The 26,326-nt window shown below is 71.1% G+C and carries 23 protein-coding genes, 6 pseudogenes and 1 riboswitch; of the genes and pseudogenes, 5 read left to right on the top strand and 24 right to left on the bottom strand.

Features of this window, described 5'->3' with window-relative positions:
- The first annotated feature begins 184 nt into the window (after window positions 1-184).
- Window positions 185-928, top strand: a complete 744-nt coding sequence (locus KUTG_RS35595; RefSeq protein WP_198047415.1) for a tetratricopeptide repeat protein — start codon at window positions 185-187, stop codon at window positions 926-928.
- Here the strand turns inward: KUTG_RS35595 and KUTG_RS35590 are convergent.
- The gene (locus KUTG_RS35590) at window positions 894-2,552 is read right to left on the bottom strand and encodes a purine-cytosine permease family protein (RefSeq protein WP_043723104.1); all 1,659 of its coding nucleotides are present in this window, start codon (window positions 2,550-2,552) and stop codon (window positions 894-896) included. The two genes, KUTG_RS35595 and KUTG_RS35590, sit on opposite strands and share 35 nt — an antisense overlap.
- Before the next feature lie 130 nt (window positions 2,553-2,682).
- Here KUTG_RS35590 and KUTG_RS66575 point away from each other — a divergent pair, with 130 nt between their 5' ends.
- Entirely contained in the window at window positions 2,683-2,967 is a 285-nt protein-coding gene (locus KUTG_RS66575; protein ID WP_369794553.1) for an AsnC family protein, read from the top strand.
- A gap of 117 nt (window positions 2,968-3,084) precedes the next feature.
- The gene (locus tag KUTG_RS66570; RefSeq protein WP_369794552.1) at window positions 3,085-3,633 is read left to right on the top strand and encodes a hypothetical protein; all 549 of its coding nucleotides are present in this window, start codon (window positions 3,085-3,087) and stop codon (window positions 3,631-3,633) included.
- 87 nt (window positions 3,634-3,720) lie between these two features.
- Here the strand turns inward: KUTG_RS66570 and KUTG_RS35580 are convergent, their stop codons facing one another.
- From KUTG_RS35580 to KUTG_RS66565, 4 genes and pseudogenes are all read right to left on the bottom strand, one after another.
- Window positions 3,721-4,605: an RluA family pseudouridine synthase gene (locus KUTG_RS35580; RefSeq protein WP_052396759.1), complete on the bottom strand. Its 885-nt coding sequence runs from the start codon at window positions 4,603-4,605 to the stop codon at window positions 3,721-3,723.
- 37 nt (window positions 4,606-4,642) lie between these two features.
- Window positions 4,643-5,206, bottom strand: a complete 564-nt coding sequence (lspA, locus tag KUTG_RS35575) for a signal peptidase II (RefSeq protein WP_043723100.1) — start codon at window positions 5,204-5,206, stop codon at window positions 4,643-4,645.
- A gap of 14 nt (window positions 5,207-5,220) precedes the next feature.
- On the bottom strand, window positions 5,221-6,276 hold the full coding sequence (locus KUTG_RS35570; RefSeq protein ID WP_369794551.1) for an aminotransferase class V-fold PLP-dependent enzyme: 1,056 nt from the start codon (window positions 6,274-6,276) through the stop codon (window positions 5,221-5,223).
- 86 nt (window positions 6,277-6,362) lie between these two features.
- Window positions 6,363-6,410, bottom strand: a pseudogene (locus KUTG_RS66565) (hypothetical protein); the annotation flags it as partial.
- Between the two features lie 217 nt (window positions 6,411-6,627).
- Window positions 6,628-6,744, bottom strand: a riboswitch (SAM riboswitch).
- A gap of 177 nt (window positions 6,745-6,921) precedes the next feature.
- Between KUTG_RS66565 and KUTG_RS35565 the strand changes: the two are divergent.
- Window positions 6,922-7,197 carry a hypothetical protein gene (locus KUTG_RS35565; RefSeq protein ID WP_043723099.1) on the top strand — a complete coding sequence of 92 codons (276 nt, stop codon included), beginning with the start codon at window positions 6,922-6,924 and terminating at the stop codon, window positions 7,195-7,197.
- A gap of 7 nt (window positions 7,198-7,204) precedes the next feature.
- Here the strand turns inward: KUTG_RS35565 and KUTG_RS35560 are convergent, their stop codons facing one another.
- The 14 genes and pseudogenes from KUTG_RS35560 to ftsZ all read right to left on the bottom strand — a co-directional run bounded on the left by KUTG_RS35560 (window position 7,205) and on the right by ftsZ (window position 19,322).
- Window positions 7,205-7,642, bottom strand: a complete 438-nt coding sequence (locus tag KUTG_RS35560; RefSeq protein WP_043723098.1) for an SRPBCC family protein — start codon at window positions 7,640-7,642, stop codon at window positions 7,205-7,207.
- A gap of 92 nt (window positions 7,643-7,734) precedes the next feature.
- Window positions 7,735-9,216: a potassium/proton antiporter gene (locus KUTG_RS35555; protein ID WP_043723096.1), complete on the bottom strand. Its 1,482-nt coding sequence runs from the start codon at window positions 9,214-9,216 to the stop codon at window positions 7,735-7,737.
- A 106-nt stretch (window positions 9,217-9,322) separates the two neighbouring features.
- A complete protein-coding gene (locus tag KUTG_RS35550) occupies window positions 9,323-9,577 on the bottom strand; it encodes a DUF167 domain-containing protein (RefSeq protein WP_043723094.1) in 255 nt (84 codons plus the stop codon).
- A gap of 10 nt (window positions 9,578-9,587) precedes the next feature.
- The gene (locus KUTG_RS64275) at window positions 9,588-9,758 is read right to left on the bottom strand and encodes a hypothetical protein (protein WP_232241148.1); all 171 of its coding nucleotides are present in this window, start codon (window positions 9,756-9,758) and stop codon (window positions 9,588-9,590) included.
- A gap of 267 nt (window positions 9,759-10,025) precedes the next feature.
- Window positions 10,026-10,085, bottom strand: a pseudogene (locus tag KUTG_RS66560) (hypothetical protein); the annotation flags it as partial.
- Window positions 10,086-10,272: 187 nt separating this feature from the next.
- A pseudogene (ileS, locus tag KUTG_RS35545) lies at window positions 10,273-13,335 on the bottom strand (isoleucine--tRNA ligase); the annotation flags it as partial.
- 294 nt (window positions 13,336-13,629) lie between these two features.
- Entirely contained in the window at window positions 13,630-13,908 is a 279-nt protein-coding gene (locus tag KUTG_RS66555) for a hypothetical protein (protein WP_369794550.1), read from the bottom strand.
- Window positions 13,871-14,248 (bottom strand): hypothetical protein, encoded by a 378-nt coding sequence (locus tag KUTG_RS66550; RefSeq protein WP_369794548.1) that lies wholly within the window; start codon window positions 14,246-14,248, stop codon window positions 13,871-13,873. Before KUTG_RS66550 ends, KUTG_RS66555 begins: the two co-directional genes overlap by 38 nt.
- Window positions 14,249-14,512: 264 nt before the next feature.
- The gene (locus KUTG_RS35530; protein ID WP_043723091.1) at window positions 14,513-15,316 is read right to left on the bottom strand and encodes a DivIVA-like cell division protein Wag31; all 804 of its coding nucleotides are present in this window, start codon (window positions 15,314-15,316) and stop codon (window positions 14,513-14,515) included.
- Window positions 15,317-15,386: 70 nt separating this feature from the next.
- A complete protein-coding gene (locus KUTG_RS35525) occupies window positions 15,387-15,683 on the bottom strand; it encodes a YggT family protein (RefSeq protein ID WP_043723089.1) in 297 nt (98 codons plus the stop codon).
- A 19-nt stretch (window positions 15,684-15,702) separates the two neighbouring features.
- Entirely contained in the window at window positions 15,703-16,359 is a 657-nt protein-coding gene (locus KUTG_RS35520; RefSeq protein ID WP_043723088.1) for a cell division protein SepF, read from the bottom strand.
- A gap of 67 nt (window positions 16,360-16,426) precedes the next feature.
- Entirely contained in the window at window positions 16,427-17,158 is a 732-nt protein-coding gene (locus tag KUTG_RS35515; RefSeq protein WP_043723086.1) for a YggS family pyridoxal phosphate-dependent enzyme, read from the bottom strand.
- Window positions 17,155-17,859, bottom strand: a complete 705-nt coding sequence (gene pgeF / locus KUTG_RS35510) for a peptidoglycan editing factor PgeF (protein ID WP_043723085.1) — start codon at window positions 17,857-17,859, stop codon at window positions 17,155-17,157. Before pgeF ends, KUTG_RS35515 begins: the two co-directional genes overlap by 4 nt.
- A gap of 122 nt (window positions 17,860-17,981) precedes the next feature.
- Window positions 17,982-19,322 carry a cell division protein FtsZ gene (ftsZ, locus tag KUTG_RS35505; RefSeq protein WP_043723083.1) on the bottom strand — a complete coding sequence of 447 codons (1,341 nt, stop codon included), beginning with the start codon at window positions 19,320-19,322 and terminating at the stop codon, window positions 17,982-17,984.
- A gap of 438 nt (window positions 19,323-19,760) precedes the next feature.
- On the opposite strand from ftsZ, the gene KUTG_RS35500 reads away from it, so the two are divergent.
- A complete protein-coding gene (locus KUTG_RS35500) occupies window positions 19,761-20,867 on the top strand; it encodes a pyridoxal-phosphate dependent enzyme (RefSeq protein WP_198047413.1) in 1,107 nt (368 codons plus the stop codon).
- A gap of 209 nt (window positions 20,868-21,076) precedes the next feature.
- Here the strand turns inward: KUTG_RS35500 and KUTG_RS35495 are convergent, their stop codons facing one another.
- From KUTG_RS35495 to murD, 5 genes and pseudogenes are all read right to left on the bottom strand, one after another.
- Window positions 21,077-22,156 (bottom strand): cell division protein FtsQ/DivIB, encoded by a 1,080-nt coding sequence (locus KUTG_RS35495; protein ID WP_052395767.1) that lies wholly within the window; start codon window positions 22,154-22,156, stop codon window positions 21,077-21,079.
- Window positions 22,153-23,511 (bottom strand): UDP-N-acetylmuramate--L-alanine ligase, encoded by a 1,359-nt coding sequence (murC, locus tag KUTG_RS35490; protein ID WP_043723081.1) that lies wholly within the window; start codon window positions 23,509-23,511, stop codon window positions 22,153-22,155. Before murC ends, KUTG_RS35495 begins: the two co-directional genes overlap by 4 nt.
- Window positions 23,508-24,592: pseudogene (murG, locus tag KUTG_RS35485) on the bottom strand (undecaprenyldiphospho-muramoylpentapeptide beta-N-acetylglucosaminyltransferase). Before murG ends, murC begins: the two are co-directional and overlap by 4 nt.
- Before the next feature lie 14 nt (window positions 24,593-24,606).
- Window positions 24,607-26,069: pseudogene (locus KUTG_RS35480) on the bottom strand (FtsW/RodA/SpoVE family cell cycle protein).
- A pseudogene (gene murD / locus KUTG_RS64270) lies at window positions 26,066-26,326 on the bottom strand (UDP-N-acetylmuramoyl-L-alanine--D-glutamate ligase); the annotation flags it as partial. The pseudogenes KUTG_RS35480 and murD, both read right to left, overlap by 4 nt.

Here is a 26,326-nt window from a genome sequence, read left to right as displayed (position 1 = left end):
CTATCTTGCCTCCTCACCCCCGCCCCGCCGGCATCGGACACACGGACTACTCTCCGCTACTTCCACTGGACAGAAAGTCCCAGCTCAGCATCGGGCATTCGCGACTGTCGGCGAACAGGAAGTCCCGGGCGTCTGGGGGCCTGCCCCCTTCCGCCCGGGTGCGGTCTCGGTGAGCATGCCGGCCATGGACGATCTCCTGGCCACGGCGCGGCGGAGGTTCGACGCGGGGGACGCCGTGGCAGCGCTGGAGCCGGCGCGGCGGGCGCTGGCCGAGGCGGAGCCGGGCTCCGCGCAGGCGGCCAACATCCACGTGGCGTTGAGCGCGATCCACGAGCGGCTCTCGCAGCATGACGAGGCGGAACACCATGCGCGGCAAGCGGTAGCGCTCACCGACATGCCGCCGCACGGCCGGTTGCGGGTGCACGCGCTGGCCAGTCTGGCGGTGATGGCGCGCATCCGCGACCGTCTCGACGAGGCCGAGGGGCTGTACCTGTCGGCGCTGGCGCTGGCCGAGGAGGACACCGCGAGCCTGCTGTGCGGCCTCGGCATCGTGCACAAGTGCGCGGGCCGTTACGACGACGCGGAGCGGGTGTACCGGGAGGCGCTGGCGCTCATCGGCCCGGGCGAGCCCGAGGCCGCCGCCGTGTGGCACAACCTGGGCGGCATCGAGCACTCACGCGGCCGGCACGCCGAGGGCGAGCCCCACGCGCGGCGGTCGGTCGCCTTGCGGGAACGGGCGTTGGGCCCCGATCACCCCATCGTGGCGGCCGACCGCGCGGCGCTGGCGTCGCTGTTGGTGGGCCAGCGGCGGTTCGACGAGGCGAAGGACCTGTACCGCCAGGCTTTACAGGTGTTCCAACGCGTCTACCCCGCCGACCACCACAGCGTCACCGTCACGGCGCGGAATCTCGCGGCGCTGGAACACTGAGCGGCACGAGCACCGGGCCGGACTGCTGGCAGGCCTGGCCGCAGGCGCTCTCCAGCGTGCAGCACAGGGAGCAGACGGCGCCGCCGTGGTGCACGCAGTCGACGATGTCCGGCAGCTCGAAGGGGTCCTCGCACACCTCGCACACGTGCGTGACGGCGAGGTCGACCGCACCGGATTCGGGGCCGGACACCAGGTTCGGGCGCGCGAGGTAGTACTTGCCGCCGGTCAGCTTGGCCATCACCGGCACCGCGACCATGGCCAGCGCCAGCGCGATGAACGGGCTCCACGCGGCGGCGACCGGCCCGAAAGCGCCGAAGTAGGCGACGACGGAGACGAGCGAGGCCAGCACCATGGAGCCGAAGCCGACGGGGTTCACGGCGTACAGGTAGGCCCGCTTGAACTCGATGTACGGCGGGCTCCAGCCCAGCGGCTTGCAGATCACCAGGTCGGCGACGACGGCCCCGATCCACGCGATGGCCACGTTGGAGTAGAAGCCGAGGATGTTGTTCAGGAACGCGAACGCCCCGAACTCCATGAGGGCCAGCGCGATGCCGCAGTTGACCAGCACGTACCAGGCGCGGCCGGGGTGGCGGTGCAGGACGCGGGAGAAGAAGTTGGCGAACGACAGCGACCCGGAGTAGGCGTTGGTCGTGTTGATCTTGATCTGGGAAACGACCACGAACAGCGCGGCCAGCGGCAGCGTGACGGCCCCGAGCACCGGGCGCACGGCCTCCACGTAGGGGGCGATCGGCTCCAGGACGGCGGACTGTCCGATCGCCCCCAACGCGCAGAACGCCAGGAACGCGCCGCCCAGCTGCTTGAGCGCCCCCAGCACCACCCAGCCGGGCCCGGCGGCGATCACGGCCGCCCACCAGGCCCGTCGGTTGGCCTCGGTCCTGGCCGGCATGAACCGCAGGTAGTCGGCCTGCTCACCGATCTGCCCGATCAGCGACAGCGCCACGCCGGCCCCGAGACCGACCCCGGTCAGCGACAGGCCGCCGCCGAACGTCGTGAACTGGCCGAACCGCTCGGGGTGGGTGGCCAGCACGACGACGAACGGCAGCACCAGGCCGGCCAGCCACACCGGCTGCGTCCACGCCTGCAGCCGGGCCAGCGCCCGCATCCCGAACAGCACGAACGGCAGCACGATCAGCGTGGTCAGCAGGTAGCCCAGCGCCAGCGGCAGCCCGAAGGCCAGCTGGAACGCCTGGGCCATGATCGACCCCTCCAGCGAGAAGAAGATCACCGTGAAGCTGGCGTAGATCAGCGAGGTCAGCGTGGACCCGAAGTAGCCGAAGCCGGCGCCCCGGGTCAGCAGGTCCATGTCCACGCCGTAGCGGGCGCAGGCGGTGGCGATCGGGATGCCGGTCAGGAAGATGACCACCGCCGCGATGCCGATGGCCAGCGCCGCCGAGGAGAAGCCGTGCAGCATCACGATGCTGGCCCCGATGGCGAAGTCGGCCAGGTAGGCGATGCCGCCCAGCGCCGTGCCGGCCACCGCGAACGGGGACCAGCGGCGGAAGGACTGGGCGGCGTAGCGCAGCGAGAAGTCCTCGCTGCCCTCGTTGGCCGCGAGCCACGCGTAACGGCGCTTGGGCCCGGTCTTCGGCGCGGTGATGGTCATGGCACCCGACGGTAGGAAGCCCCTTTTACGTCCAGGTTCCGGCGCTGTTACCCCCACCGGGCAGGTGATCTTCGCGGATGCGACGCACCGGGACGGACGGTGCGCGGGTCGACCGGGTAGCGTGCCAGGCGTGGCCGTGCCGGATCCTGTCGACTTCCGTCTGCTCTCCCTGATCGCCGAGATGGGTCGGGCCGCGGTGCACGACGTCGCCGCACGCCTGGGCATGGACCCACGGGAAGCCGCCGCGCGCCTGGTGGCGCTGTCCGCGCAGGGCATGCCGCTGTTGGTCGGCGTGGAGTGCGACCCCAACGGCATCCGGGCCGCGCTGGCCGCCGCGAGCCGGCCGCAGCAGCAGTGGCCGCAGGGCTATCCCCAGCAGCAGCCCCAACAGCAGCCTCAATACGCGCCGCAATAGCAGCACTTGCCCCAGCCCCAGTACCAGCAGCAGCAGCCCCAGCCGCAGTAAGCCCCGCCGCCCCAGTTTTTGCCGCCGCCGCAGAGCGTGCCGTTCCCCGCGCAGCAGCCCGCCGCTGTGCCCACGCCCGCGCAGCCGGCGGCCCCCGTGCCACCGCAGCCCGCCGGGGGCACCTGGGGTCCGCCGCAGACCTCGGCGTGGGCCCGTGGCGACGAGCAGACCGTCAAGGCCGAGCCCGTGCCCCCGCCCAAGTTCACCGTGGGCACCTCGCAGCAGACCGTGGGCCTGGAGGGCGAGCAGCTGTCCATCCAGCTCGTCGAGGTCGTCGACCCCGCCGATTTCCTCTTCACCGCCGCCGGCTACCGCCTCCAGGAGGGCGAGCGGGCCGTGGTCGTGCACACCGAGCTCACCAACCGCGGCACCGTGCCGTTCTCCTCGCTGCCCGACCTCTACCTGCTGCTGATCGCCGCCGACGGCCAGACCGTCCCCAAGGCCCCGGTGTCCCTGTCCTCCCGCCCGCCCCACCGCATCGGCGTCCAGCCGGGCGAGACCGCCGGCGGCCACACCGTCTACGTGCTGCCGGACTCCACGGAGCTCACCTCCGTCCGCTGGAGCCCCCGCCCTGACGACCCCGCCCACTCCCTCACCTGGGAGATCGAGCTCTAACCCTCCGCGTTTCGCTTTTTGTCACATGCGCTTCCCATATGGCATCTGGCGCCAAGTGGGAAGCGCATGTGACAAAAAGCTGGGGTGTCAGCTCTCCGCGCGGATACGCTCCAGCGCGATGCGCAGGTCGTCCGGGTACTGGCTCTCGAAGGTCACCCACTGGCCGTCGGCCGGGTGGTGGAAGGACAGGGACTTGGCCTGGAGCCACTGGCGGGTGAGGTGGAGGCGCTTGGCCAGCACGGGGTCGGCGCCGTAGGTCAGGTCGCCGACGCAGGGGTGGTGCAGGGCCGAGAAGTGCACGCGGATCTGGTGCGTGCGGCCGGTCTCCAGGTGCACTTCCAGCAGCGAGGCGGCGCGGAAGGCCTCCAGCATCTCGTAGTGCGTGACGCTGGGCCGGCCGGTGGCCACGACGGCCCACTTGTAGTCGTGCTTGGGGTGCCGGTCGATGGGCGCGTCGATGGTGCCGCGGGTCGGGTCGGGATGGCCCTGGACCAGCGCGTGGTAGACCTTGTCCACGGTGCGTTCCTTGAACGCCCGCTTCAGCACGGTGTAGGCGTGCTCGCTCTTGGCCACGACCATCACGCCGGTGGTGCCGACGTCGAGCCGGTGCACGACGCCCTGCCGCTCGGCGGCGCCGGAGGTGGAGATCCGGATGCCGGCGGCGGCCAGGCCGCCGACGACGGTGGGGCCGTTCCAACCGGGGCTGGGGTGCACGGCGACGCCGACGGGCTTGTCCACCACGACCACGTCGTCGTCCTCGTGCAGCACGACGAGGCCCTCGACGGGAATGGCCTGCACGGTGATGGGCTGCGCGGGCGCGGGCAGCGTCACCTCCAGCCACGAGCCGGCGATCAGGCGGTCGGACTTGCCGACGGCGCGGCCGTCGACCACGACGTCGCCGGAGTCGGCGAGGGTGGCGACGGTGGTGCGGGACAGGCCGAGCAGCTTGGACAGGCCGGCGTCGACGCGCATGCCGTCGAGGCCGTCGGGCACGGGCAGCTCGCGAAGGTCACTCACTGGTCTTGGCCTCTCGCGTGGAGCGGCCGTCGTAGTCGCGGCCCAGGATGGCCATCAGCACGATGAGCGCGCCGCCGACGCAGATGGCCGAGTCGGCGAAGTTGAACACGGGGAAGTACTGGGCGTTGGGCCCGAACACGGAGATGAAGTCGACGACGTGCCCCTGCAGCGCGCCGGGGGCCCGGAAGATGCGGTCCAGCAGGTTGCCGAGGGCGCCACCGAACACGAAGCCGAGTCCGACGGCCCAGCCGCGCGAGCGCAGCCGGGGCGCGACCCAGACGATCGCGGCCAGCACGCCGACGCAGATCACGCTGAACACCCACGTCATGCCCGTCACGCCGAGCGAGAACGCGGCGTACGGGTTTCGGATCACGTCCAGGTAGACCAGGCCGCCGGCGAGTTCGAGCGGCGGCTTGCCCTCGAGCTTCGCGACGACCAGTGCCTTGGTGACGATGTCCAGCGCCAGGGCGACGACAGCCGCTGTCACCAGCATGCCGATCCGGCGGGGCAGCAGCCGCTGCGCCGCGACCGGTTCGGTGTTGGGCTCGGTGCTCACCGGGCCATTGTCCCTCAGGCGGCGACGAAGGGCGGCAGCGGCCGGTTGTCGTCGGCCGGCACCCACCGGCCGTCCTCCTGCACGTACGTCCACTTCGGCCCGTTGGTGACGAGTTCACGCAACGCGGTGACGAGGCGGTCCACGTGCTCCACGGTGCTGCCGAGGCCCAGGCTGGCCCGCAGCGCGCGCTGCTCGGTGGCTTCCACGCGCTCCAGCAGGCGCCGGGTCGCCACGTGCGCGCAGAAGGCGCCGTCACGGACGCCGATGCCGTACTCCGCGGACAGCGCGGCGGCGATCAGGCCGGCCTCGTGGCCGTGGACGGTGAAGCTGACGACGCCGACGCGGTCGTTGTCGCCCTGGAAGATGGCCAGCTCGTGCAGGCCGGGGACGGTCTTGAGGCCCTCACGCAGCCGGGTCAGCAGCGCCTGCTCGTGGGCGACGATGCGGTCCCAGCCGTGGCGGGTGATCGTGTCGCAGGCCGCGGCCAGCGCGTGCACGCCGACGACGTTGGGCGACCCCGCCTCATGCCGCTCCGGCACGGCCGACCACGCGACGCCGAGGTGGTCGCCCCAGTCGACGACGCTCTTGGTGGCGCCGCCGCCGACCAGGTACGGCTCGGCCGCCTGCAGCCAGTCGGCCCGGCCGATCAGCGCGCCGGCGCCGTAGGGGGCGTACAGCTTGTGGCCCGACAGCACGGCGTAGTCGACGTCAAGGGCCTTGATGTCCACCGGGCGGTGGGGCGCGAGCTGCGCGGCGTCCAGGGCGATGCGCGCCCCGAAGCGCCGGGCCACCTGGGCCAGCTCGGCCACCGGCCACAGCTCGCCCGTGACGTTCGAGGCGCCCGTGACCACGACCAGGCGCGGGCCCTCCGGGCACAGCTTCAGCGCCGCCTCCAGCGCCGGCACGGCCGCGGCCACCGACTCCGGAGTCTGAATGCGACGGACGTTCGGGCCGCGCCAGGGCAGCAGCGCCGCGTGGTGCTCGGTGTCGAACAGCACCACGGAAGTGCGGCGCGGCAACGACTTCGCCAGCAGGTTGAGGGCGTCCGTGGTGTTGCGGGTGAACACCACCGTGTCGCTGCTGCGGACGCCCCACGAAGCGCCGCAACGTGTTCCCGAGCCTGCTCATAGACCTTTGTGGACACCTGCGAGGCGAATCCCGCGCCACGGTGCACACTCGCGTACCAGGGCAGCAGTTCGTCCACCGCGTCGCGCACCTGCTCCAGACACGGGGCGCTGGCCGCGTGGTCGAGATTGGCGTACGTGACGCGGTCTCCGGTCACCAGCGGCACCGACAGGCGGGCCCCGACCACGGCCGGCACGGTGGGGATGGCAGTCGCAGCGGTCTTGTCCGTGTTGCGGGCCGGCGGGATCGCGATGGTCACGGGGGTGCTCCTCGGGTCAGGGACCCGCACTGCACCGGGTCCGCGCTTGCCCTTGTCGCCTGGTGCGACAGGGCCTGGTCCTCACCCGGGGCACCCCACCGCGGAGGAGGGTTGCCGGCCAGCAAGCCGGGGCTTGACGCTGGCACTCATGACCTAACGTCGACCACGGTAACCGACCGTGCGCGGATCCGTCGAGACGTCCTCTCACATCGTGAGAGCCGTCACTAACGGGTGTTTCTGTTCCCGGAGGGGTGAAGGCCCGGTCCATTCCTCGCCGGCCCGGCGCAGACTCGGCGGCGCACCACGTGTGGCCGACCGCCCGGAGGTAGTCATGTTCCGCGAGCTCGACGACGAGCTCAGTCGCCATCTGGCGATGCTCGCCGACCTCGCCCTCGATCCCGACGACCGCATCGTCAGCGGCGTCACCCGGGCCCAGCTCCCCCGCGTCGTCGACGCCGTCGCCACCCTGCTCAGCGAGCACTCCCCCGACCCGGCCGGCCGCTGCGGCGCCTGCCGCCCCGACCACTGGTGGCAGCCCCGCCCGGTGTTCCCGTGCCCCGCCTACCTGGCGGTGCACCGCGCACTGTTCGCCGGCACCCTGAGCTGATCCCGCGTCAGGGCTCCAGCAGGGTCTTCAGGTTGGCCAGGTCCTTGCGGTTGGCCCGGCGCATCTCCATCGCCATCACCGGCGCGGCCACGGCGGCGAAGCCGGACGGCGACCCGCTGTTACGCAGCGTCATCCGTGTCCGTGTGGGCCCGACCGCCTCCCAGGTGTAGGTCGTCCGCATCGGGAACGGCCCCTGGGCGGTCTGCATGACCAGCCGTGAACCGGGCTCATGTTCGACGATCTCGTAGGTGTAGGCCAGTTCCCGGCCGAAGAACCGTGCGACGAAGGCCACCCGCGAGCCGACGGCCAGCGGCGGCTCGGTCTCCCAGCGCACGGAGCGGATGTTGACGTACCACTCCGGGGCATTGCCCGGGTCGGCCGCGTAGTCGGCGACCCGCGCGAGCGGGGCGTCGATGACGATCTCGGTCCGGACGTCGACGGCCATGCTCGTTTGTCGCTCCCGCGCCGCCCGGGGTTACCTCGCAGGTGTGCGCGAAACCGTATTTCGGTGTGCCGGAGAGCGTGACTCGCGGGGGTTCAGTCTTGCCCCGATTCGCCCTTCCAACGGGCGAAACGGCCTGCGCGGTCGACGGCGCGGATGCGGCGCTCGGTGGCGTCGCGGGCGTCATCGGTGGCCACGACGAGGAGCTGGTCCTCCTCCTGGAGCCGCGTGGTCGACTTGGGTGTGAAACCGGCCTCGCCACGGACGATGAGGCTGATGGTGGCCCCCACCGGCAGCCGGAGCTCCGAGAGATACACGCCGTGGAGCTTGGATCCGGGCTGCACCCGCACCTGCAAGAGCTCGGCGCCCAGGGTGTCCAGTGGCGCGGAGTCGACTTCGATCTCCTGTGTGTCACCGGTTTTGACGAGACCGAGCCATCGGGCGACCAGGGGCAGGGTGCCGCCCTGGATCAGGGTCAGCACGACCACGAGCACGAACACCGCGTCGACCAGGTGCTGAGCGCCAGGAACGCCCTGGGTCAACGGAATCAGGGCCAGCACGATGGGCACGGCGCCGCGAAGCCCGGACCACGACAGGAAGACCTGTTCCCGCCACTTCACGCGGAACGGGGTCATGGACAGCAGCACGGACAAGGGCCGGGCCAGCAGCAACAACACGGCCCCGGCGACCAGGGCCGGCACGAGGGCGCTCAGCAGCCGGGCGGGTGAGGCGAACAGGCCCAGCAAGACGAACAGGCCGATCTGGGCCAGCCAGCCGAGTCCCTCGGCGAAGGAGAGGGTGTCGGAACGGTGCGGCAGCCGGGAATTGCCGAGCACCAGGCCGGTGACGTACGTGGCCAGCAGGCCGGAGGCGTGCACGAGGTCACCGAACGCATAGGCCAGCACACACATGGCGACGGTGGCGACGGGATAGAGGCCGGTCGCCGGCAGGGCCGCGCGTCTCAGCCCGAAAGCGCCGAGCCAGCCGACGAGAATGCCGACGGCGGCACCGATGCCGAGCTCGTAGACGAGGAGCAGCGGCGTGGTCCAGCCCACCGGATCGGCGGCGACGAGCAGCACGACGGCGATGAACACGGGCGCGTCGTTAAGGCCGGATTCCAGCTCCAGCGCGCCGACCAGCCGCTTGGAGACGCCGACCCCGCGCAGCACGCTGAACACGGCGGCGGCGTCGGTGGAGGACAGCACGGCGCCCCACAGCAGGGCCATTCGCCAGTCGAGGCCCAGCAACAGGTGTAACGCGAAGCCGGTGACGGCGATGCTGACCGCGACCGCCACTGTGGACAGTGCGATTCCCTGTCCCAGCGAGCTTTTCACGGCCGACCACCGCGTGGTGAGCCCGCCCTCGGCCAGGATCAGCACCAGCGCGGCGATGCCCAGCGACTGGGTGAGCGCGGCGTTGTCGAAGCGGATCCCGAAGCCGGCCTCGCCGATGAGCAGGCCGATGCCCAGGTACAGCAGGAGCGAGGGCAGACCGAGGCGAACCGATACGCGCACGGCGAACACGGAGAGCAGGAGTACCGCCGCACCTATACCGAGCGCTGTCGAAAGAGTAGGCATCCCACCTCCCGGATGTCACCTGTCGGCGTGAACAGTGTGCGTGACGATCACGGAAAAGTACTAATCGGCCACTGTGGATGTCCACAGTGGACAGTGCAACTCGGTGTTATCCTAGAAGTTCGCGCAACCGGTCGTAGGCGTCCGGCAGCTCCACGAGTTTGTCCCGGCTGCGCTCGCCGGACACGATGAGCACGTCCTGACGGCGGATCCCGAATGCGCCGGCCAGCGCCTTGCGCACGGCCTCGTTCGCCTTGCCCTCCACGGCCGGCGCGGCGACGGCCACGATCAGCGCCCCGTCGCCCCACACGCCGCCGACGGCCTCCCGCCGCGCACCGGGTTTTACGCGCACAGCGAACTTCACGAATTGAATCCTACGGCGCTGTCAGCAGCCGGAAGGCGTCGCGCGCGTACTCGACGGGGTCGCTGATCTCCACGCCGCGCCGCACCATCTGCACGTGCCCGAGCAGAAACGTGTGCATCTGCAGGGCCCGCTCACGGGCGGTGGCCGCGGTGAATCCCAGCTCCGCCAGCCGCGACTCCACGAGCGCCAGCCGTCCATCGCTCAGGCGCCGCATCGCCGCGGCCACCTGCGGGTCGTCGGTCGCGGCGATCATGGCGAACTCGAGATCGTTCTCGGGACGGTCGACCACCACCCGGCTGAAGATCAGCCACAGCTGCTCCTCCGGCGGCCGCTCGACCGCGGCGAACGCGGCCATGCCGCTGAGGATGTCGTCGGTCCACCGGTCCAGCGCCGCCTGTAACAGCGCCTCGCGACTGGGAAAGTGCCAGTACGCGCTGCCCTTGGTGGCGCCGAGCCGCTGCGCGAGCGGTTCGACGGCGAGGGCGCTCACGCCCTTCTCGGCAATCATCACGAGGGCGGCTGCGACCCAGTCGTCCTTCGTCCGGCGCTTCCCGGCCACGGTTCCATACGCTACCGTATGGAACCGGGATCCGTACGGCCGCGTACGGAACTCCCGTGCGAGCCGCAACAGCCGGTGGCGACCCCGGCAGGTGATCGCCGGCCATCTTATAGGAGGGGTGACGGGCTAGAGAGTACAAGGCGTCGGCCAGGGTCTCCGAGGCCAGGAACGCTTCGTGCACGCGCACCGCGGCCACCACGTCGTCGGCCGCCGAGATGGTGAGGGTGATCCGGTCCGACACGTCGAGACCGGCGTCGCGGCGGGCCTGCTGCACCACGCGGACCACGTCCCGCGCGACGCCCTCGGCCGCCAGCTCGTCGGTGACCACGGTGTCCAGCACGACCAGGCCGGAGCCGCCGGGCAGCGCCGCCGTGGCGGCCGGGTCGGTGGCGACCAGACGCTGCTCGTACTCGCCGGGCAGCAGGTCGATGCCGGCCGCGGACACCGAGCCGTCCTCGGCGGCGGTCCACTCGCCGGCCTTCACCGCCTTGATCACCTTCTGCACGGCCGCGCCGAGCCGCGGGCCGCAGGCCCTGGCGTTGACCGTGAGCTGGAACTGGCCGTGCGCGGCCACATCCGTGGTCAGCTCGACCGACTTCACGTTGACCTCGTCGCCGATGAGGCCGACGAAGGGCCGCAGCGCCTCGGCGTCCGGCGTGGCCACCACGAGCTTGGCCAGCGGCAGCCGCACCCGCAGCTTGTTGGCCTTGCGCAGGGACAGCGCCGCCGAGCAGACCTGCCGCACCTCGTCCATCGCCGACACCAGGGCCGCGTCGGCGGGCACCTCGTCGACCTTGGGGAAGTCGGTCAGGTGCACCGACCGGCCGCCGGTCAGGCCGCGCCACACCGACTCCGTGGTCAGCGGCAGCAGCGGCGCCGCCACCCGGCTCACCAGCTCCAGCACCGTGTGCAGGGTGTCGATCGCGTCCTGCTCGCCGGCCCAGAACCGGTCGCGCGAGCGGCGGACGTACCAGTTGGTCAGCACTTCGAGGAAGTCCCGGACAGCGAAGCACGCGCCGGCCAGGTCGTAGTCGTCCAGGGCCGTGGACACCTCGGCCACCAGGTCGTGGGTCTTGGCCAGCACGTACCGGTCGAGCACGTGCTCGCTGTCGACCCGCCAGGCGCCCTGCACGCCGGCCGCGTTGGCGTACAGCGCGAGGAAGTACCAGGAGTTCCACAGCGGCAGCACGGCCTGGCGCACCGAGTCGCGGATGCCGCGTTCGGTGACGACCAGGTTGCCGCCGCGCAGGATGGGGCTGGACATCAGGAACCAGCGCATGGCGTCCGAGCCGTCGCGCTCGAACACCTCGTTGACGTCCGGATAGTTGTTGAGCGACTTGGACATCTTCTGGCCGTCGTCGCCGAGCACGATGCCGTGCGCGATGCAGTTGCGGAACGCCGGCCGGTCGAACAGGGCCGTGGCCAGCACGTGCATGTTGTAGAACCAGCCGCGGGTCTGCGCGCTGTACTCGACGATGAAGTCGCCGGGGTAGTGGTGCTCGAACCAGTCTGGTCCCGGGTGCGGGTGTCCCGTATTGGAGCTGTCGAACGGGTAGTGGACCTGGGCGAACGGCATCGAGCCGGACTCGAACCAGCAGTCCAGCACCTCGGGCACCCGACGCATGGTGGACTTGCCGGTCGGGTCGTCCGGGTTGGGCCGGGTCAGCTCGTCGATGACCGGGCGGTGCAGGTCGTTCGGGCGCACGCCGAAGTCCCGCTCCAGCTCGTCCAGCGAGCCGTAGACGTCGGTCCGCGGGTAGGCCGGGTCGTCGGACATCCACACCGGGATCGGCGAGCCCCAGAACCGGTTGCGGGAGATGTTCCAGTCGCGGGCTCCTGCCAGCCACTTGCCCATCTGGCCGTCGCGGACGTGGTCGGGCACCCAGTTGATGCCCTGGTTGAGCTCGACCATGCGGTCGCGGAACTTGGTCACCGCGACGAACCAGGACGACACCGCCCGCTGGATCAGCGGCGTGTCGCAGCGCCAGCAGTGCGGGTAGGAGTGGTTGTACGTCTCGTGCCGCAGCAGCACGCCCCGCTCGCGCAGGTCCTTGATGATCTGCTTGCTGGCCTCGAACACCTGCACGTCGGCGTACGGCGGCACGTCGGCGGTGAACCGGCCGCGCGCGTCCACCGGCACCACGGGCTCGATGTCCGCGGCGTCGGTGACGACCTTGTCCTCCTCACCGAAGGCCGGCGCGATGTGCACGAGCCCGGTGCCGTCCTCGGTGGTGACGTAGTCGGCCGGCAGGACCTGGTGCGCGTTGCGCCGCCCGGCGAAGAAGTCGAACACCGGCGTGTAGCGGCGGCCCAGCAGCTCGGTGCCCTTGAAGCGGGCCAGCACCGTCGGCTCCTCGCCCAGCTCGCGGGCGTATGCGCTCAGGCGGGCCTCGGCCAGCACGTACTTCTCGCCATTGGCCTCGACCGACACGTAGTCGACATCCGGGTGCACGGCGATGGCCAGGTTGGACGGCAGCGTCCACGGCGTGGTGGTCCAGATCAGCGCCAGTTCACCGGAGTCGAGGCGCATGCCCACCGTGACGGCCGGGTCCTGCCGGTCGCGGTAGGTGTCGTCCATCTTCGTCTCGGAGTTGGACAGCGGCGTCTCGCAGCGCCAGCAGTACCACAGGACGCGGAAGCCCTCGTAGACAAGACCCTTGTCCCACAAGGTCTTGAACGCCCACATGACGCTTTCCATGTAGTCGAGGTCGAGCGTCTTGTAGTCGTTGTCGAAGTCGACCCAGCGGGCCTGGCGGGTGACGTAGTCGCGCCACTCGTCGGTGTAGCGCAGCACGGAGGTGCGGCACGCGTCGTTGAACTTGTCGACGCCCAGCGCCTCGATCTCCGCCTTGGAGGAGATGCCCAGCTCCTTCTCGGCCCGGACCTCGGCCGGCAGGCCGTGACAGTCCCAGCCGAAGCGGCGCTCGACGTGCTTGCCGCGCATGGCGTGGTAGCGCGGGACGACGTCCTTGGCGTAGCCGGTCAGCAGGTGGCCGTAGTGCGGCAGGCCGTTGGCGAAGGGCGGGCCGTCGTAGAAGACGTACTCGTTGCTGCCGTTCTCGCCGGCCGGGCGACCGTCCACACTGGCCTGGAAGGTGCGGTCTTTGCCCCAGTAGTCGAGGACCGCGGTCTCCAGCTTGGGGAACGAGGGTTGCGCGGGCACGCCGCCCTCGGTGAACGATTCGAGTGGATAGGCCATCGGTGCTGCTCCTCGCGGTCCCGTCGTCAGTCCTGACGGGGACGACACACCTTCCGGCGCACCGCGGTACCACCCCGATTGCCGCCGAGGCGGCCACTCGTTTGCGGGCTGTGACGGGCCCACCCGTCCGGTTCTACTGAGGCTCGCGCCCGTTCTTCCGGAGGCTCCCCGGTGATGGCCGGATCAACGCCTGTGCTGTGTCAAGGGTAACGCGGGCTGCCAAATCGCTTCCCGGCCAGTGCCACATGCGCTTCCCACTTGCGCTCTGATGCCACATAGGAAGCGCATGTGGCATCACGGGTGGCGGGTGGCGGCGGCGAGGGTGGCGTCGGGGGCGCACACGGCGCAGGGGGTGAAGCCCAGTTGCCGGGCCTCGTTGACCGGCAGCGGGATGGTCGGGCGCTCGCCGACCCAGTCGCAGGCGGCGAGGTGGTAGCGGGGGCGCTCGTCGAGCACGAGCACCTCGTCGGTCAGCTCGGAGACGACCAGCGCGTCGGCCGCGTCGGTGTCCTCCTCGGCCGGTTCTTGCTGATCATCACGATTCGTGCCGATCCGGACACACAAAAGTGGCAACGCCTTCAAGATCACCTGTAGCCTGCGAATCACCCGGTCCACCCTCGTCTTCCTGGGGGTCCGCATCATCGTCGTCACCGCCGTCGACGGTCTTCCCGGCGACAGCCACCCCACCCGTAGACGGGCGCGCGTCGACGCGCCGGCGGCGCTGCCAGTCAACCAGCAGCACCACGGCGCCGACGATGCTGAGCGCGACGGAGCCCCACGCCCACAGGGTCAGGGTGGACACGAGGGCGACCACCAGCAGCGCGAACGCGGCCAGCACGCACAGCAGCACGACGTACAGCAGCCCGGAAGACCTTCCGGAACCGCCGGACGACGCTGTGTTATTCGACGACACGCAGCGACCCTACGTCAACCCGCCGCTGTCCACGGCGCAATGACGCGTGCTGATTCGGTGGCGCGTGCCATCGCGGACAGACCCAGCCAGCGGGCCTGCCGTCTTTCCCCGATCCTCGCCGTCACGGCTCAGACCGGGGGTCCGGGGGCTTGCCCCCGGCGTGGGGTGTGGGGGCTCGGCCCCCACAAGGCACGATCGCGCGACCTGGGGCGAGCTGCCCAGAAAATCGAGCACTGGGCGAGCACACGTCCCCTGCCGCAGCGATCAGCCGGCTTCGGCGCGGGCGCCGAACGTGTAACCACCGCTCTGGCGTCCCTCGCTGGGGGCGGCCGAGGTGCGGTCGTTGAGTTCGGCCAGCTGCGACTCGAGCAGGCTCTTGAGGCGGGTCCGGTACTCACGCTCCATGGTGCGGAGCATGTCGATCTTCTTCTCCAGCGCGTTCTTCTCCTGGGTGATGTTGCCCATCACCTCGGCGTGCTTGCGCTGCGCGTCGCGGTCCAGCGCCGCGGCCTTCTCCCTGGCGTTGCGCTCCAGGGTCTCGGACCGGGTCCTGGCGTCGTTGAGCATGGTCTCGGCACGCGTGCGCGCCTCGTTGACCATGGTGTCGGCCTTCGCCCGCGCCTCGGAGAGCAGCTGCTCGGACTTGGTGCGGGCCTCGGCCAGCATCGAGTCCGCCTCGCCCTTGGCCTCACCGGTGAGCCGGTCGGCCATCTCCTGGGCGAGACCCAGGACCTTGGCCGCCTGCACGTGGTGGTCGCCACCGGGCGTGGTCTGCTCCATCACCGACGGCGGCGGGACGGAAGCGAGGCGACGGGGTTCCTCGCGGCCCGGCATCGGGCCGGAGCCCACCTTGCTCCGAGCGTCGTCCAGGTCGGCGCGCGCGGCCTCCAGCTGGGAGTCCAGCTGCTCGACCTGGGCGCGCAGGTCGGAGTTCTCCTCGATCAGACGGGCCAGCTCGCCCTCAACCAGGTCGAGGAAGGCGTCAACCTCGTCCTCGTTGTAGCCCCGCTTCCCGATAGGAGGCTTGCTGAACGCGACGTTGTGCACGTCAGCGGGGGTCAACGGCATCAGATCACCTCACGGCAGTCACGACCGCAGCAGCGCCGGGATCCCCGTCACCCGGGCTGCGACAGCCGCATCAGTATGTATGCGTCAGTTGCAGGCTCAGTTGCATCAGTATGTACACAACCAGGAACACGACCATAATCGATAGGTCCAGCCCGACGCCCCCGATTCGTACCATCGGTATCACGCGACGGGCCAACCGGACCGGGGGGTCTGTCACTGTGTAGATGGTCTCCAGCGTGACCGCAACCCCACCGGCTGGCCGCCACTCCCGGGAGAACGCCCGGACGTACTCCACGACCAGGCGTGCCGAGAGCAGCAGCCAGAAGAAGAACAGCACGTAGTAGACGACCACGAAGACCGGTTGCACGCCACCACTGTGCCATCCGTCATGACTTGGGGAGGAAGCCACCCTCCGCGAGCCTCCTGCGGTCCTCGGCGGTGACGTCGGTGTTCGGCGGTGAGAGAAGGAACACCTTGTTGGTGACCTTGTCCATGCTGCCCCGCAGGGCGAAGGCCAGCCCGGCCGCGAAGTCGACGAGCCGCTTGGCGTCCGCGTTGTCCATGTCGGTCAGGTTGATGATCACCGGCGTGCCGTCCCGGTAGTGCTCGCCGATGGTCCGCGCCTCGGTGTAGCTGCGCGGATGCAGGGTGATGATCTTGGCCAAGGGGTGTGCCACCGGATCCTGGGCCGGTCGCAGTCGCGTGACCGGCTCGTGCTTGGGCTCGACCGCGAGCGCGCCGTGGGTCGGCGCCTCGGTCGCCCAGCTGCGGCGGCCACGGGGCCGGTCCTCGGGCAGCTCGTAGCCGTCCTCGTCGTAATCGGCGCGGTAGGACGAGCGGGCCGACAGCACGCTGTCGGACGAGCGTCGCCGACCGCTCGGGTAGCGATCGTAGTCGGCTCCGACGGCGGAACGATCATCGCGGTTGCGGTCGTCGTAGTCGTCCCGGTAGTCGGCGACGTAGCGGCCGTCCTCGTCGTAGCCGTCGAGGTCTTCGGCCGGCACCATCCCGAAGTAGGCCTTCAGCTTCTGAAGCGCACTCATGCCAGCCCTTCCTCCGCGACTCCCCGACGACCTGGACGCGCGGCGACGCGCCCTGGTTCCCCGCCGCCTACGGCGAGGCTAGACCTCTGTACCCCAACAGGCCCGTTCCGACACGCACGCACGTGGATCCCTGTCCGATAGCCGCAGCTAGATCGCCCGTCATGCCGGCGGAGAGCTCGACAGCCGTCGGATGATCGGCCCGAACCCTCGCTGCTGCCTTGGACAGGAGTTCGAAGGCCGCCGCTGGATCCACCGACAATGGTGCGACTCCCATCACACCGCGCAAGATCAGTTCACTCGATCGGCCTATCTCGTCGGCCAGCTCCATGAGTCCGGACAGCGCAACGCCACCGCGTTCGGTGTCACCGTCCAGGCTGGCCTGGATCAGCACGCTGAGCGGCTCCGAGCGGGTCCCCCTGGTCCGGGCCCCCGCGACGGCCTTCGCGAGCGCAGCGGCCAGCCTGGGCGAGTCCACGGACTGGACCTCGTCCGCCCAGCCCACGATCGAGCGAGCCTTGTTGCGCTGCATCCGGCCCACCATGTGCCACCGGACGGGCGTGTCCGGCAGCCCCAGCGCCACCTCGACGGCCTTGGGAGCCGCCTCCTGGTCCCGGTTCTCGGCGAAGTCGGTGACGCCCAGGCCGGCCAGCAGGATGGCGTCGGAGGCCGGGAAGGTCTTGGTGACGGCGAGCAGCTTCACCTCATCGGTGGACCGCCCGGCGGCCCGGCAGGCGTCGGCGATCTGCTCCCGCACGGCCGCCAGGTTCTCGGCGATCTGCCGGCGGCGCTCCTCGGTCATGCCTCGATCCAGGTCACGGCGGCCAGCCGGCCGGTCTTTCCGTCCCGGCGGTGGCTGAACAGGGTCTTGTCCTCGACCGTGCAGCGCGGGTCCACGCCGACCTTGGCCACGCCCAGCCCGGCCAACTGGTTCCACAGGCCGGCCCGCAGGTCCAGGGCCGGCGTGCCCTTGCGGGACTTGGCGGCGCTGCCCGGCAGGCGCGCCTCGACGTCGTCCCGCATCGCGGCCGGCACCTCGTAGCACTCGCCGCAGACGCTCGGGCCCAGCAGCACCTCGATCCGGTCGGCCTTGGCGCCGGCCTCGACCATGGCGTTCACGGCGGCTGGCACCACACCGACCCGTGCCCCCACACGGCCCGCGTGCACGGCGGCGATCACGCCGTTGTCGGGATCGGCCAGCAGCACCGGCACGCAGTCGGCCACCAGCGCCACCAGCGCCAGACCCGGCCGGTTGGTGACCAGGGCATCCGTCGCCTCGGCCGGGACGTCGAGCGGGCCGTCCACCGTCGTGACGGTCCGGCCGTGCACCTGCTCCATCCACACCAGGCGGTCGGCGCTCAGGCCCACGCCCTCGGCCAGGCGGTCGCGGTTGGCCCGCACCGCCACCGGGTCGTCGCCGACGTGATCACCCAGGTTGAACGACTCGTAGGGGGCTGCGGACCGGCCACCGGCCCTGGTCGTGACGACTCGACGAACACGCATGGGGCGATTCTTCCAGGCGCCGGACGTGATGCAGGGAAGGACGCCTTACCCGCGTTCCAACGCGGCTTAAGGCGTCCTTCCCCTGCACAAAAGGTCGGTCGCGCGCGGAACGCGCGCCGATGTCAGCGCCGCATGAAGGGCGGCACGTCGACCTCGTCGTCGGGGTCCTCGGGCAGCGGGACGCCGCGGGAGGGGAGCGAGCCGGGGCGCTCCGTCGAGTAGCCGTTGCCCTGGGTGGGGCGGCTGACCGGCGGCAGGCCCGAGTTGCCCTGGCCCGCGGTGTTCTGCGGCTGGTAGCCCGTGTTGGCCGGCGGTACCGCGGTGTAGCCGTTGGACGGCTGCGGGGTGTGTGTCACGGGCGGCGCGTGGTGGTGCTGGACTGGCGGCGGGGACGACGGCTGAACCTGCTGCTGCGGCACCGGGTTGCTGATCTGGCCCGACTCGGCGACGGCAGTGGCCGTGCTTGACCGCGGGGGCGAGGTCAGCGCGGTTGGCTCCAGCTTCTTGTGCGTCGGCCCGCCACTGTCAAAACCCGCGGCGATCACCGTGACCCGAACCTCGTCGCCGAGCGAGTCGTCGATGACCGTGCCGAAGATGATGTTGGCGTCCGGGTGCGCCGCCTCCTGAACCAGCGACGCGGACTCGTTGATCTCGAACAGGCCCAGGTCGGAGCCGCCTGCGATGGCCAGCAGCACGCCGTGCGCGCCGTCCATGGACGCCTCCAGCAGGGGCGAGTTGATCGCCTTCTGGGCGGCCTGCACCGCCCGGCCCTCACCCCGTGCCGAGCCGATGCCCATGAGCGCGCTGCCGGCCCCGGACATGACGCTCTTCACGTCGGCGAAGTCCAGGTTGATCAGACCGGGCGTGGTGATCAGGTCGGTGATGCCCTGGACACCGGACAGCAGCACCTCGTCCGCGGAGCGGAAGGCGTCCATCAGGCTCACGCCCACGTCGCCGAGCTGGAGCAGCCGGTCGTTGGGAATGACGATCAGGGTGTCGCACTCGTTGCGCAGCTGCGTGATGCCGTCGTCGGCCTGCTTCGCACGGCGCTTGCCCTCGAAGCTGAACGGCCGCGTGACCACGCCGATGGTGAGCGCGCCGAGCTTGCGGGCGATGGAGGCGACCACCGGCGCACCGCCGGTGCCCGTGCCGCCGCCCTCGCCGGCCGTCACGAAGACCATGTCGGCCCCCTTGAGGACCTCCTCGATCTCCTCACGGTGGTCTTCGGCGGCCTTGTGTCCGACCTCGGGGTTGGCCCCGGCGCCGAGGCCGCGTGTCAGCTCGCGGCCGATGTCCAGCTTGACGTCCGCATCGGACATCAGCAGGGCCTGCGCGTCGGTGTTCACCGCGATGAACTCGACGCCCTTGAGCCCGACCTCGATCATGCGGTTGACGGCGTTGACGCCGCCGCCGCCGATGCCGACGACCTTGATCACCGCGAGGTAGTTGTGCGGGGGCGTCATCGGATCCGCCTTCCTGATCGTGGTACCGAGCTCTCGTCCTGCGGTGGTCACCTTCCCGTCCTGGCCGCCCCCGGCCAGGCTCCGGTCAAACTCTCAACCTCAACCAGAGGCTTCGAGTTATGTCAACCCCGACATTGGGGTGGACGGTATGCACCACAGGTGCGACGGTCCAGCAGCCACGCCGAACACGGACCCAGGTCTTCGACGGCCGAGCACCGGCCGCACCTCTTTCAGGCATGTCCCCGAGTACGGCATCCAAGCCGAACCACGCAATGCAGAGCGTAGTCTGTGCGGCCGTCACCCGTGTGGCGCGGGGCGAGGTCCGGCGCGTTCCCGGACACCGGGGCCTCACTTGTGGAACAAGGCGCGGCGGCCCCGTTGACGGAGATCACCTCCGACCCGGCCGCGGTCACGGTGGGTAGCCACTACGGTGGAGGCGTGACTGGCCCTGTGCGCATGTGCCCCGAGTGCGGTCGACAGTTCGAGTTCATCGATCCGGCGTGGCGCTGCTGTGGCGTGCCGATGCGGCTGGCCGCGCCGCCCGCGGCGCCCGTGCCGCTGGCCGAGTTGGCCGGTCGCCCCCTGACGACCTGGCGATACGCCGAGGCCCTCGGCGTGCCGGCGCAGCTGTGGCAGACGGCCACGCTCGGTGAGGGAATCACGCCACTGCTGTCCGCCGGCGACGGCATTTCCGTCAAGGTCGAGTACGCGAGCCCGACCCTGTCGTTCAAGGACCGCGGCGTGGTCCTGCTGGTGGCGCAGGCCTTGGCTGCCGGGGCGTCGAAGGTGATCGCCGACTCCAGCGGAAACGCCGGCACCGCCGTCGCGGCCTACTCGGCCCGGGTCGGTCTGCCGGCCGAGATCTTCGTGCCGGAGTCCACCTCGCCGAAGAAGATCGCCCAGGTCAGGGCGCACGGCGCGGTCATCAACCTGGTGCCCGGCAACCGCGAGGCGACCGCCGCCGCGGCCATCGCGGCCGTGGAGCAGGGCGACGCCTTCTACGCGAGCCACGTCTACAACCCGGTGTTCCACCTCGGCACCGCGACGTATGCGTTCGAGGTCTGGGAGCAGTTGGGCGGACGGCTGCCCGACACCTTCGTGCTGCCGGTGGGGAACGGCACTTTGGTGCTCGGAGTCACCCGAGCGGTGGCAGGGTTGCTCGCCGCCGGACTGATCCCGTCGGCCCCTCGCATCGTGGCCGTACAGGCAGCGAACTGTGCACCCTTGGCTGCCGCTTGGCGCGCGGGTTCGGCCGAGCCGCTCCCGGTGGAGGCTTCCGCCACCATCGCCGAGGGGATCGCCATCTCGGCGCCGGCTCGGGGAGCGGAGATTCTGGCGGCGGTGGACGAGATCGTGACCGTGACGGAGGACCAGGTGCTGTCCGGCCGGGAAGAGCTGGCGCGGCGCGGGTGGTACGTGGAGGACACGGCGGCGGTGTGCTGGGCCGCGGCGGTGGCCGCGGAGGACGGGGCGTGGGGTGAGGTTGTGGTGCCGCTGTCGGGCGCGGGGCTGAAGACCGGGTGGACCCCGGCGAGTCACGCTTAGCGTCACACCGAAATGCGCTTCTAGGCAGACCCCCGCGAGTCACGTTCTCGGGCGCCAGGGCGAGTTCCGCCCTCGGGCATTTTCCAGCGTGGTCGCGTCGGGTGGGTGGGCCCGAGGACAGAACTCTCCCGCCCGAGAGCGGGACTCGCGTTGCTGGGGGCGCGGTGGGGTTGGGCGGCGGGCGTTTCCGCCTTGCCACGCGCCGGGGTCTACGGGTTGGAGATGGTGGCCAGCTGGGGGCTGGAGACGTCGTAGACCTTGCCGGGCTGGGACATCAGGGCGGCGAGGACGGCGGCCTTGCGGGGGGAGTCGGCGGTGCCGCCCCAGCGGACCTGGCGGCCGGCGGACAGCGCCAGGACGACCGAGTTGGGGGACTTGGCGGACACGGACAGGACCTCGGCGCGGATCTTCTCGGGCACGGCCATGAGCACCTGGACGACGGCGACGGCGGTCGGGTCGGTGATGGCGGAGCTGGTCAGCTGCAGCTCGGGCAGGCCGGCGGGGGCCGAGGGGACGGTGGCGAAGTCCTTGGCGGTGTGGTCGATCAGGTGCGCGCCGCCGGGAGTCTTGATCACGCCGACGGCGACGCGCTCGGCGACGTCGATGCGGACGGTGGCGGGCCAGGACCGGGAGACGTTGACGGAGGCGACCCGGTTGAGGGCGGCGACCCGGTCGCGGATGGCGGCCAGGTCGATGGTCAGCATGGGATTGCCCGACGGCACGGCGGCGGCGTCGAGGACCTGGGGCTTGGTGAGGTCCTTGGTGCCCAGCACCTCCACGGACCGCACGCCGAGCAGCGGCGTGAAGTAGACGCCGTACAGCAGCCCGAGCGTGCCGAACACGACCACGAGGGCGACGATGCGGCGGCGGATGATCTTGCCGCGGCGGGGGTCGCGACGGCGAGAACGGGTGCGGGTGGTGCGCCGGGCCCGGTCGGAGACGACACGCTCGCCGCTGGAACGCTCGGAGGAGGAGCGGGTGGAACCGCCCCGGCCGGGGCGGGCGCCGCCGGAGCCGACCCGGCCCGAGCGAGACCGGTCCGCACGCGAGTCCCGCGAACCGGTCCGAGCGGAGTCGGACCGCGGGTCGGCGCCCGCTCGCGAGGAACCCGACCGATCAGCGCCGCCACGATCAGCGCCGCCACGATCCGAGCGGGCGTCCCCAGAACCAGCCTGCCCCGAGCCCGAGCGGCCCGGCTCCGGCCGGCCGGAGCCGGAAGCGCCGGAGGCGGGCACGTCGGAGCCCGCCCCGGGGTCGGGGCGGCGGCGGGTCGGGTCCTCTTCGCTCATAGGGCCGCGAGGATCTCGGGACCGAGCATGGTCACGTCGCCGGCGCCCATGGTCAGCACCAGGTCCCCGGGCTTGACGACACCGGCGATCAGCGCCGGAATCCGGTCGAACGACGGCTCGTAGTGCACCGCCCCCTCGGGCAGGCTCACGGCGTCGGCGACCAGAACCCCGGTCACGCCGGGCATGGGGTCCTCGCGAGCGCCGTAGACGTCCAGCACCACAACCTCGTCGGCCAGGCCGAGGGCCTCGCCGAACTGGGTGGAGAACTCCCGGGTCCGCGAGTACAGGTGCGGCTGGAAGATCACCAGCAGCCGACCGTCGCCGGCCACCGGCCGGGCGGCCTTGAGAGCGGCGGCGACCTCGGTGGGGTGATGCGCGTAGTCGTCGTAGAGGCGGACGCCGCTGACGACGCCCTTGAACTCGAACCGCCGCCGCACACCGCCGAAGGCGGCGAGCCCGGCCAGCAACCCCTCCAACGGAGCGCCGAGTTCCAGGCCGGCCAGCAGTGCGGCGACGGCGTTGGAAGCCATGTGCGCGCCGGGAACGGCGGTGTGGACCTCGACCTGCGCGCCCTCGATCTCCACGACGGCCAGGCCACCGGTCTCCACCGGCTCGTACGACAGGATCCGCGCGTCGGGGCCGTCGGCGCCGTAGCGCCGGACCCGCACGCCGAGCTTCTCCGCACGGTCGGCCAAAGCCGCCGAGCCCGGGTCGTCGGAGCACGCGATCAGCACGCCGTCGGGCTCGATGCGCTGCACGAAGGAGTCGAAGACCCCCACGTACGCCTCGACGGTGCCGTGGTGGTCCAGGTGATCGGCCTCGACGTTGGTGACGACCGCGACCGACGGCGAGAACACCAGGAAGGAGCCGTCGCTCTCGTCGGCCTCGGCCACGAAGACGTCGCCGCTGCCGTGGTGGGCGTTGGCCCCGGACTCGTTGAGGTCGCCACCGATGGCGAAGGACGGGTCGACGCCGCAGTGCTGCAACGCCACCGTGAGCATGGACGTCGTGGACGTCTTGCCGTGCGTGCCGGCGATGCACGCCGCACGGCGACCAACCATCAGCGACGCCAGCGCCTGCGACCGATGCAGCACGGTGATGCCGCGCGCCTTGGCCTCGACCAGCTCCGGGTTGTCCTGCTTGATGGCGGTGGAGATCACGAGCGTCTGCGCGTTGCCGAGGTGCGACGCCGCGTGCCCCAGCTCGATACGCGCGCCCTGGGCCCGCAGCGCGAGCACCGTGCGCGAGTCCTTGGCGTCCGAGCCGGACACCTCGACGCCGCGGGCCAGCAGGATGCGGGCGATGCCGCTCATGCCGGCGCCACCGATGCCGACGAAGTGGATGGGAGGGATCACTTGTTCACCACCGAGAGAACCATCTGCGCCAACACGTCCGCGGCGACGCGGTGACCGCCGGAGCGGGCGGCGTTGCTCATCACGGCCAACCGCGTGCGGTCGCCCGCCAGCGGCAGCACTTCCTCCACGACCCGCTCGGGCGTGAGCTCCTCGTCCGGGATGAGCAGGCCGCCGCCGGCCTCCACGATCGGCAGCGCGTTGAGCGACTGCTCGCCGTTGCCGTGCGGCAGCGGCACGAACACCGCCGGCAGGCCGACCGCGGACACCTCGGCCACGGTCATCGCGCCGGAACGGCACAGCATCAGATCGGCCGCCGCGTAGGCGAGGTCCATCCGCTCCACGTACGGCACCGCCACGTACGGCGGCGCGCCCGGCACCTGCTGCACCACGAGCGAGTTCTTGGGGCCGTGGGCGTGTAGCACGCTAACGCCGGCGCGGGCGAACGCGGCGGCGGCGTTGGACACGGCGTTGTTCAGCTTTTTGGGCGCCCTGCGAGCCACCGGACACGAACAGCACCGGGGCCGTCGGGTGCAGGCCGAAGTACTGGCGGGCCTGCGCGCGCAGCGCCGCGCGGTCCATTTTTTTTTATCGAGTAGCGCAGCGGGATGCCGATCACCTGCGCGTCCGGCAGCCCGGACCCGGGCACCGCGGCGGCGACCTTGGCGGCGAATTTCGCGCCCACCTTGTTGGCCAGGCCCGCGCGGGCGTTGGCCTCGTGCACGACGATCGGCACCTTGCCGCGGGCGGCCAGGTAGGCCGGCAGCGACACGTAGCCGCCGAAGCCGACCACCACGTCCGCGCCGACCCGGTCCAGCACGGCCCGGGTCTGCTTGATCGCGTCCCGGACCTTGAGCGGCATCTTGAGCAGGTCGGGCGAGGGCTTACGGGGCATCGGCACCGGCGGGATCATCTCCAGCGGGTAGCCGCGGGCCGGCACGATCTTGCTCTCCAGGCCGCGCGCGGTGCCCAGCGCGACCACCCGGGCGTCGGGCCGGGCCCGCATCACGGCGTCGGCCAGCGCCAGCGCCGGCTCGATGTGTCCGGCGGTGCCGCCGCCCGCGACGACAACGCAGGGGCCCATCCGGTCTGGGGCGGTCAACGCCGTCCTCCTTCTGTCGAACGTCCGTGTCCGGAGTGCCAGGCGCTCCGTCGCCGGTACTCGGTCGGCGGCGCAGAGCGGTGCACCCGTCGCCGCTCCTCGGGCGAGGGCGCGGCGGCCCGGCTGCCACCGGTGCGCGCGGCTCCGCGCGGCGGTGTCGATGGTCGCACCGGTTTGTTTTGGGCCGGCGGCCGGTACGGCTCGGGCGCCGGCAGGCGCAGCAGGCCGCCGACCCGGCCGGGGCCGTGTTTAGTTTTTTTGCTGCCACCGCGTCCGGCTCTTTGCGGGCGCAGTTGGCGAGGATCTCCGAACGCCATCATGGTTATTCACGATTGACGTGCCGCCCCGCCCAGATGAGCGGCAGTGTGATGCCCCGTGAACCGGAAAGCAACCCGATGACGTAGCCGACGTTGATGGCGGCCTGGCCGACGACCCAGGCGGTCAGCGCGGCGGCCACCAGCCGGATCCACGGGTCGGTGTTGCGGGCGGCGATGCGCAGGCCGACGACGGCGAGCATGGCGAACAGCCCGAGCACCACGATCGCGCCGATGAAGCCGAGCTCCTCGCCGATGAGGGCGAAGATGAAGTCGTTCTGCACGTTGGACAGGTAGTCGAACTTGGCCGCGCCCTGCCCGAGGCCGCGGCCGAACAGGCCGCCGTCGGCCAGCGCGTACAGCGCCTGCAGCGGCTGCTGGCCGGCGCCGAGCGGGTCCGAGCCGGGGTTGAGGAACACGGTCAGGCGGTCGCTGCGGTAGCCGCTGCCGATCGAGGACACGATCACCGCGGCGGTGGCGCTGGTCAGCACGACCGCGAACAGCCGGGCCGGCGCGCCGACGTACCAGAGCAGGGCCAGCAGCACGATGCCCAGGCTCACGGTGCTGCCCAGGTCGGGCTGCAACATGATCAGCGCGAACAGCACCATGGACACCGGCACCAGCGGCACCAGCAGGTGCCGGTACTGGCTCAGCAGCGCGCGCTTGGTGACGAGCACGTGCGCCCCCCACAGCGCCAGCGCCACCTTGGCCAGCTCGACCGGCTGGAACGACAGCGAGCCCAGCGTGAACCAGGAGTGGTCACGGCCGTTGGCGCCGGAGCCCAGCGGCGTCAGCACCAACGCCAGCAGGCCGCCGGCGATCAGCAGCAGGGTGGGGCTGAACTGGCGCAGCCAGCGAAGCGGGACGCGCAGCCCGAGGTAGAACCCGATCAGGCCCAACGAGTCCAGCAGCATCGGCTTGCCGAAGCTGGACAGCGTGGTCTTCTGCGCGTCCTGCACCGCCGACGCGGACAGCACCATCACCAGGCCGATCACCGCCAGCAGGCCGAACACGGCCAGCAGCAGGTGGAACGACGCCAGCGGACGGCTCAGCCACGCGGTCAGGCCCTGCCGCACGCCGGCCAGCAGGCCGCCCTTGGCCTTGCGGCGGGACGAGCGGGCCGGCCGTTCCACGGACGCGGTCATGTCGGCAGCCCGAGACGGTTCAGCACCGCCTCGGCGAATGCCCGCCCCCGATGCCCGTAGTCGGTGAACATGTCCATGGACGCCGCCGCCGGCGCCAACAGCACGACATCACCCGGATGTGCGATAGCGCCGGCCAGGTCAACCGCTCTGGTCATGGCGTCATCGTCTCCCGAGGCCACCTGGGTGACCGGGACATCCGGCGCGTGTCGCGCCAGCGCGGCCGCGATCACGTCGCGGTCCTGCCCGATCAGCACCAC

This window comes from Kutzneria sp. 744 (assembly GCF_000568255.1).
Taxonomy (GTDB): domain Bacteria; phylum Actinomycetota; class Actinomycetes; order Mycobacteriales; family Pseudonocardiaceae; genus Kutzneria.
The sequence above is the reverse complement of the archived record's forward strand: the minus strand, read 5'-3'. Positions and strand labels throughout refer to the sequence as shown.

What these genes read in the sequence shown, in the direction of transcription:
- KUTG_RS35580 (WP_052396759.1), bottom strand. Translation starts at nt 4,605, where the DNA reads ATGCGCGTCGACGCCGGCCTGTCCAAGCTGCTCGGCCTGTCCCGCACC.
- KUTG_RS35555 (WP_043723096.1), bottom strand. Translation starts at nt 9,216, where the DNA reads ATGCCTACTCTTTCGACAGCGCTCGGTATAGGTGCGGCGGTACTCCTG.
- KUTG_RS35590 (WP_043723104.1), bottom strand. Translation starts at nt 2,552, where the DNA reads ATGACCATCACCGCGCCGAAGACCGGGCCCAAGCGCCGTTACGCGTGG.
- KUTG_RS35560 (WP_043723098.1), bottom strand. Translation starts at nt 7,642, where the DNA reads ATGGCCGTCGACGTCCGGACCGAGATCGTCATCGACGCCCCGCTCGCG.
- pgeF (WP_043723085.1), bottom strand. Translation starts at nt 17,859, where the DNA reads ATGCGTGTTCGTCGAGTCGTCACGACCAGGGCCGGTGGCCGGTCCGCA.
- KUTG_RS35495 (WP_052395767.1), bottom strand. Translation starts at nt 22,156, where the DNA reads ATGAGCGAAGAGGACCCGACCCGCCGCCGCCCCGACCCCGGGGCGGGC.
- KUTG_RS35595 (WP_198047415.1), top strand. Translation starts at nt 185, where the DNA reads ATGGACGATCTCCTGGCCACGGCGCGGCGGAGGTTCGACGCGGGGGAC.
- KUTG_RS35530 (WP_043723091.1), bottom strand. Translation starts at nt 15,316, where the DNA reads ATGCCGTTGACCCCCGCTGACGTGCACAACGTCGCGTTCAGCAAGCCT.
- KUTG_RS35565 (WP_043723099.1), top strand. Translation starts at nt 6,922, where the DNA reads ATGTTCCGCGAGCTCGACGACGAGCTCAGTCGCCATCTGGCGATGCTC.
- KUTG_RS35515 (WP_043723086.1), bottom strand. Translation starts at nt 17,158, where the DNA reads ATGACCGAGGAGCGCCGCCGGCAGATCGCCGAGAACCTGGCGGCCGTG.
- ftsZ (WP_043723083.1), bottom strand. Translation starts at nt 19,322, where the DNA reads ATGACGCCCCCGCACAACTACCTCGCGGTGATCAAGGTCGTCGGCATC.
- KUTG_RS35520 (WP_043723088.1), bottom strand. Translation starts at nt 16,359, where the DNA reads ATGAGTGCGCTTCAGAAGCTGAAGGCCTACTTCGGGATGGTGCCGGCC.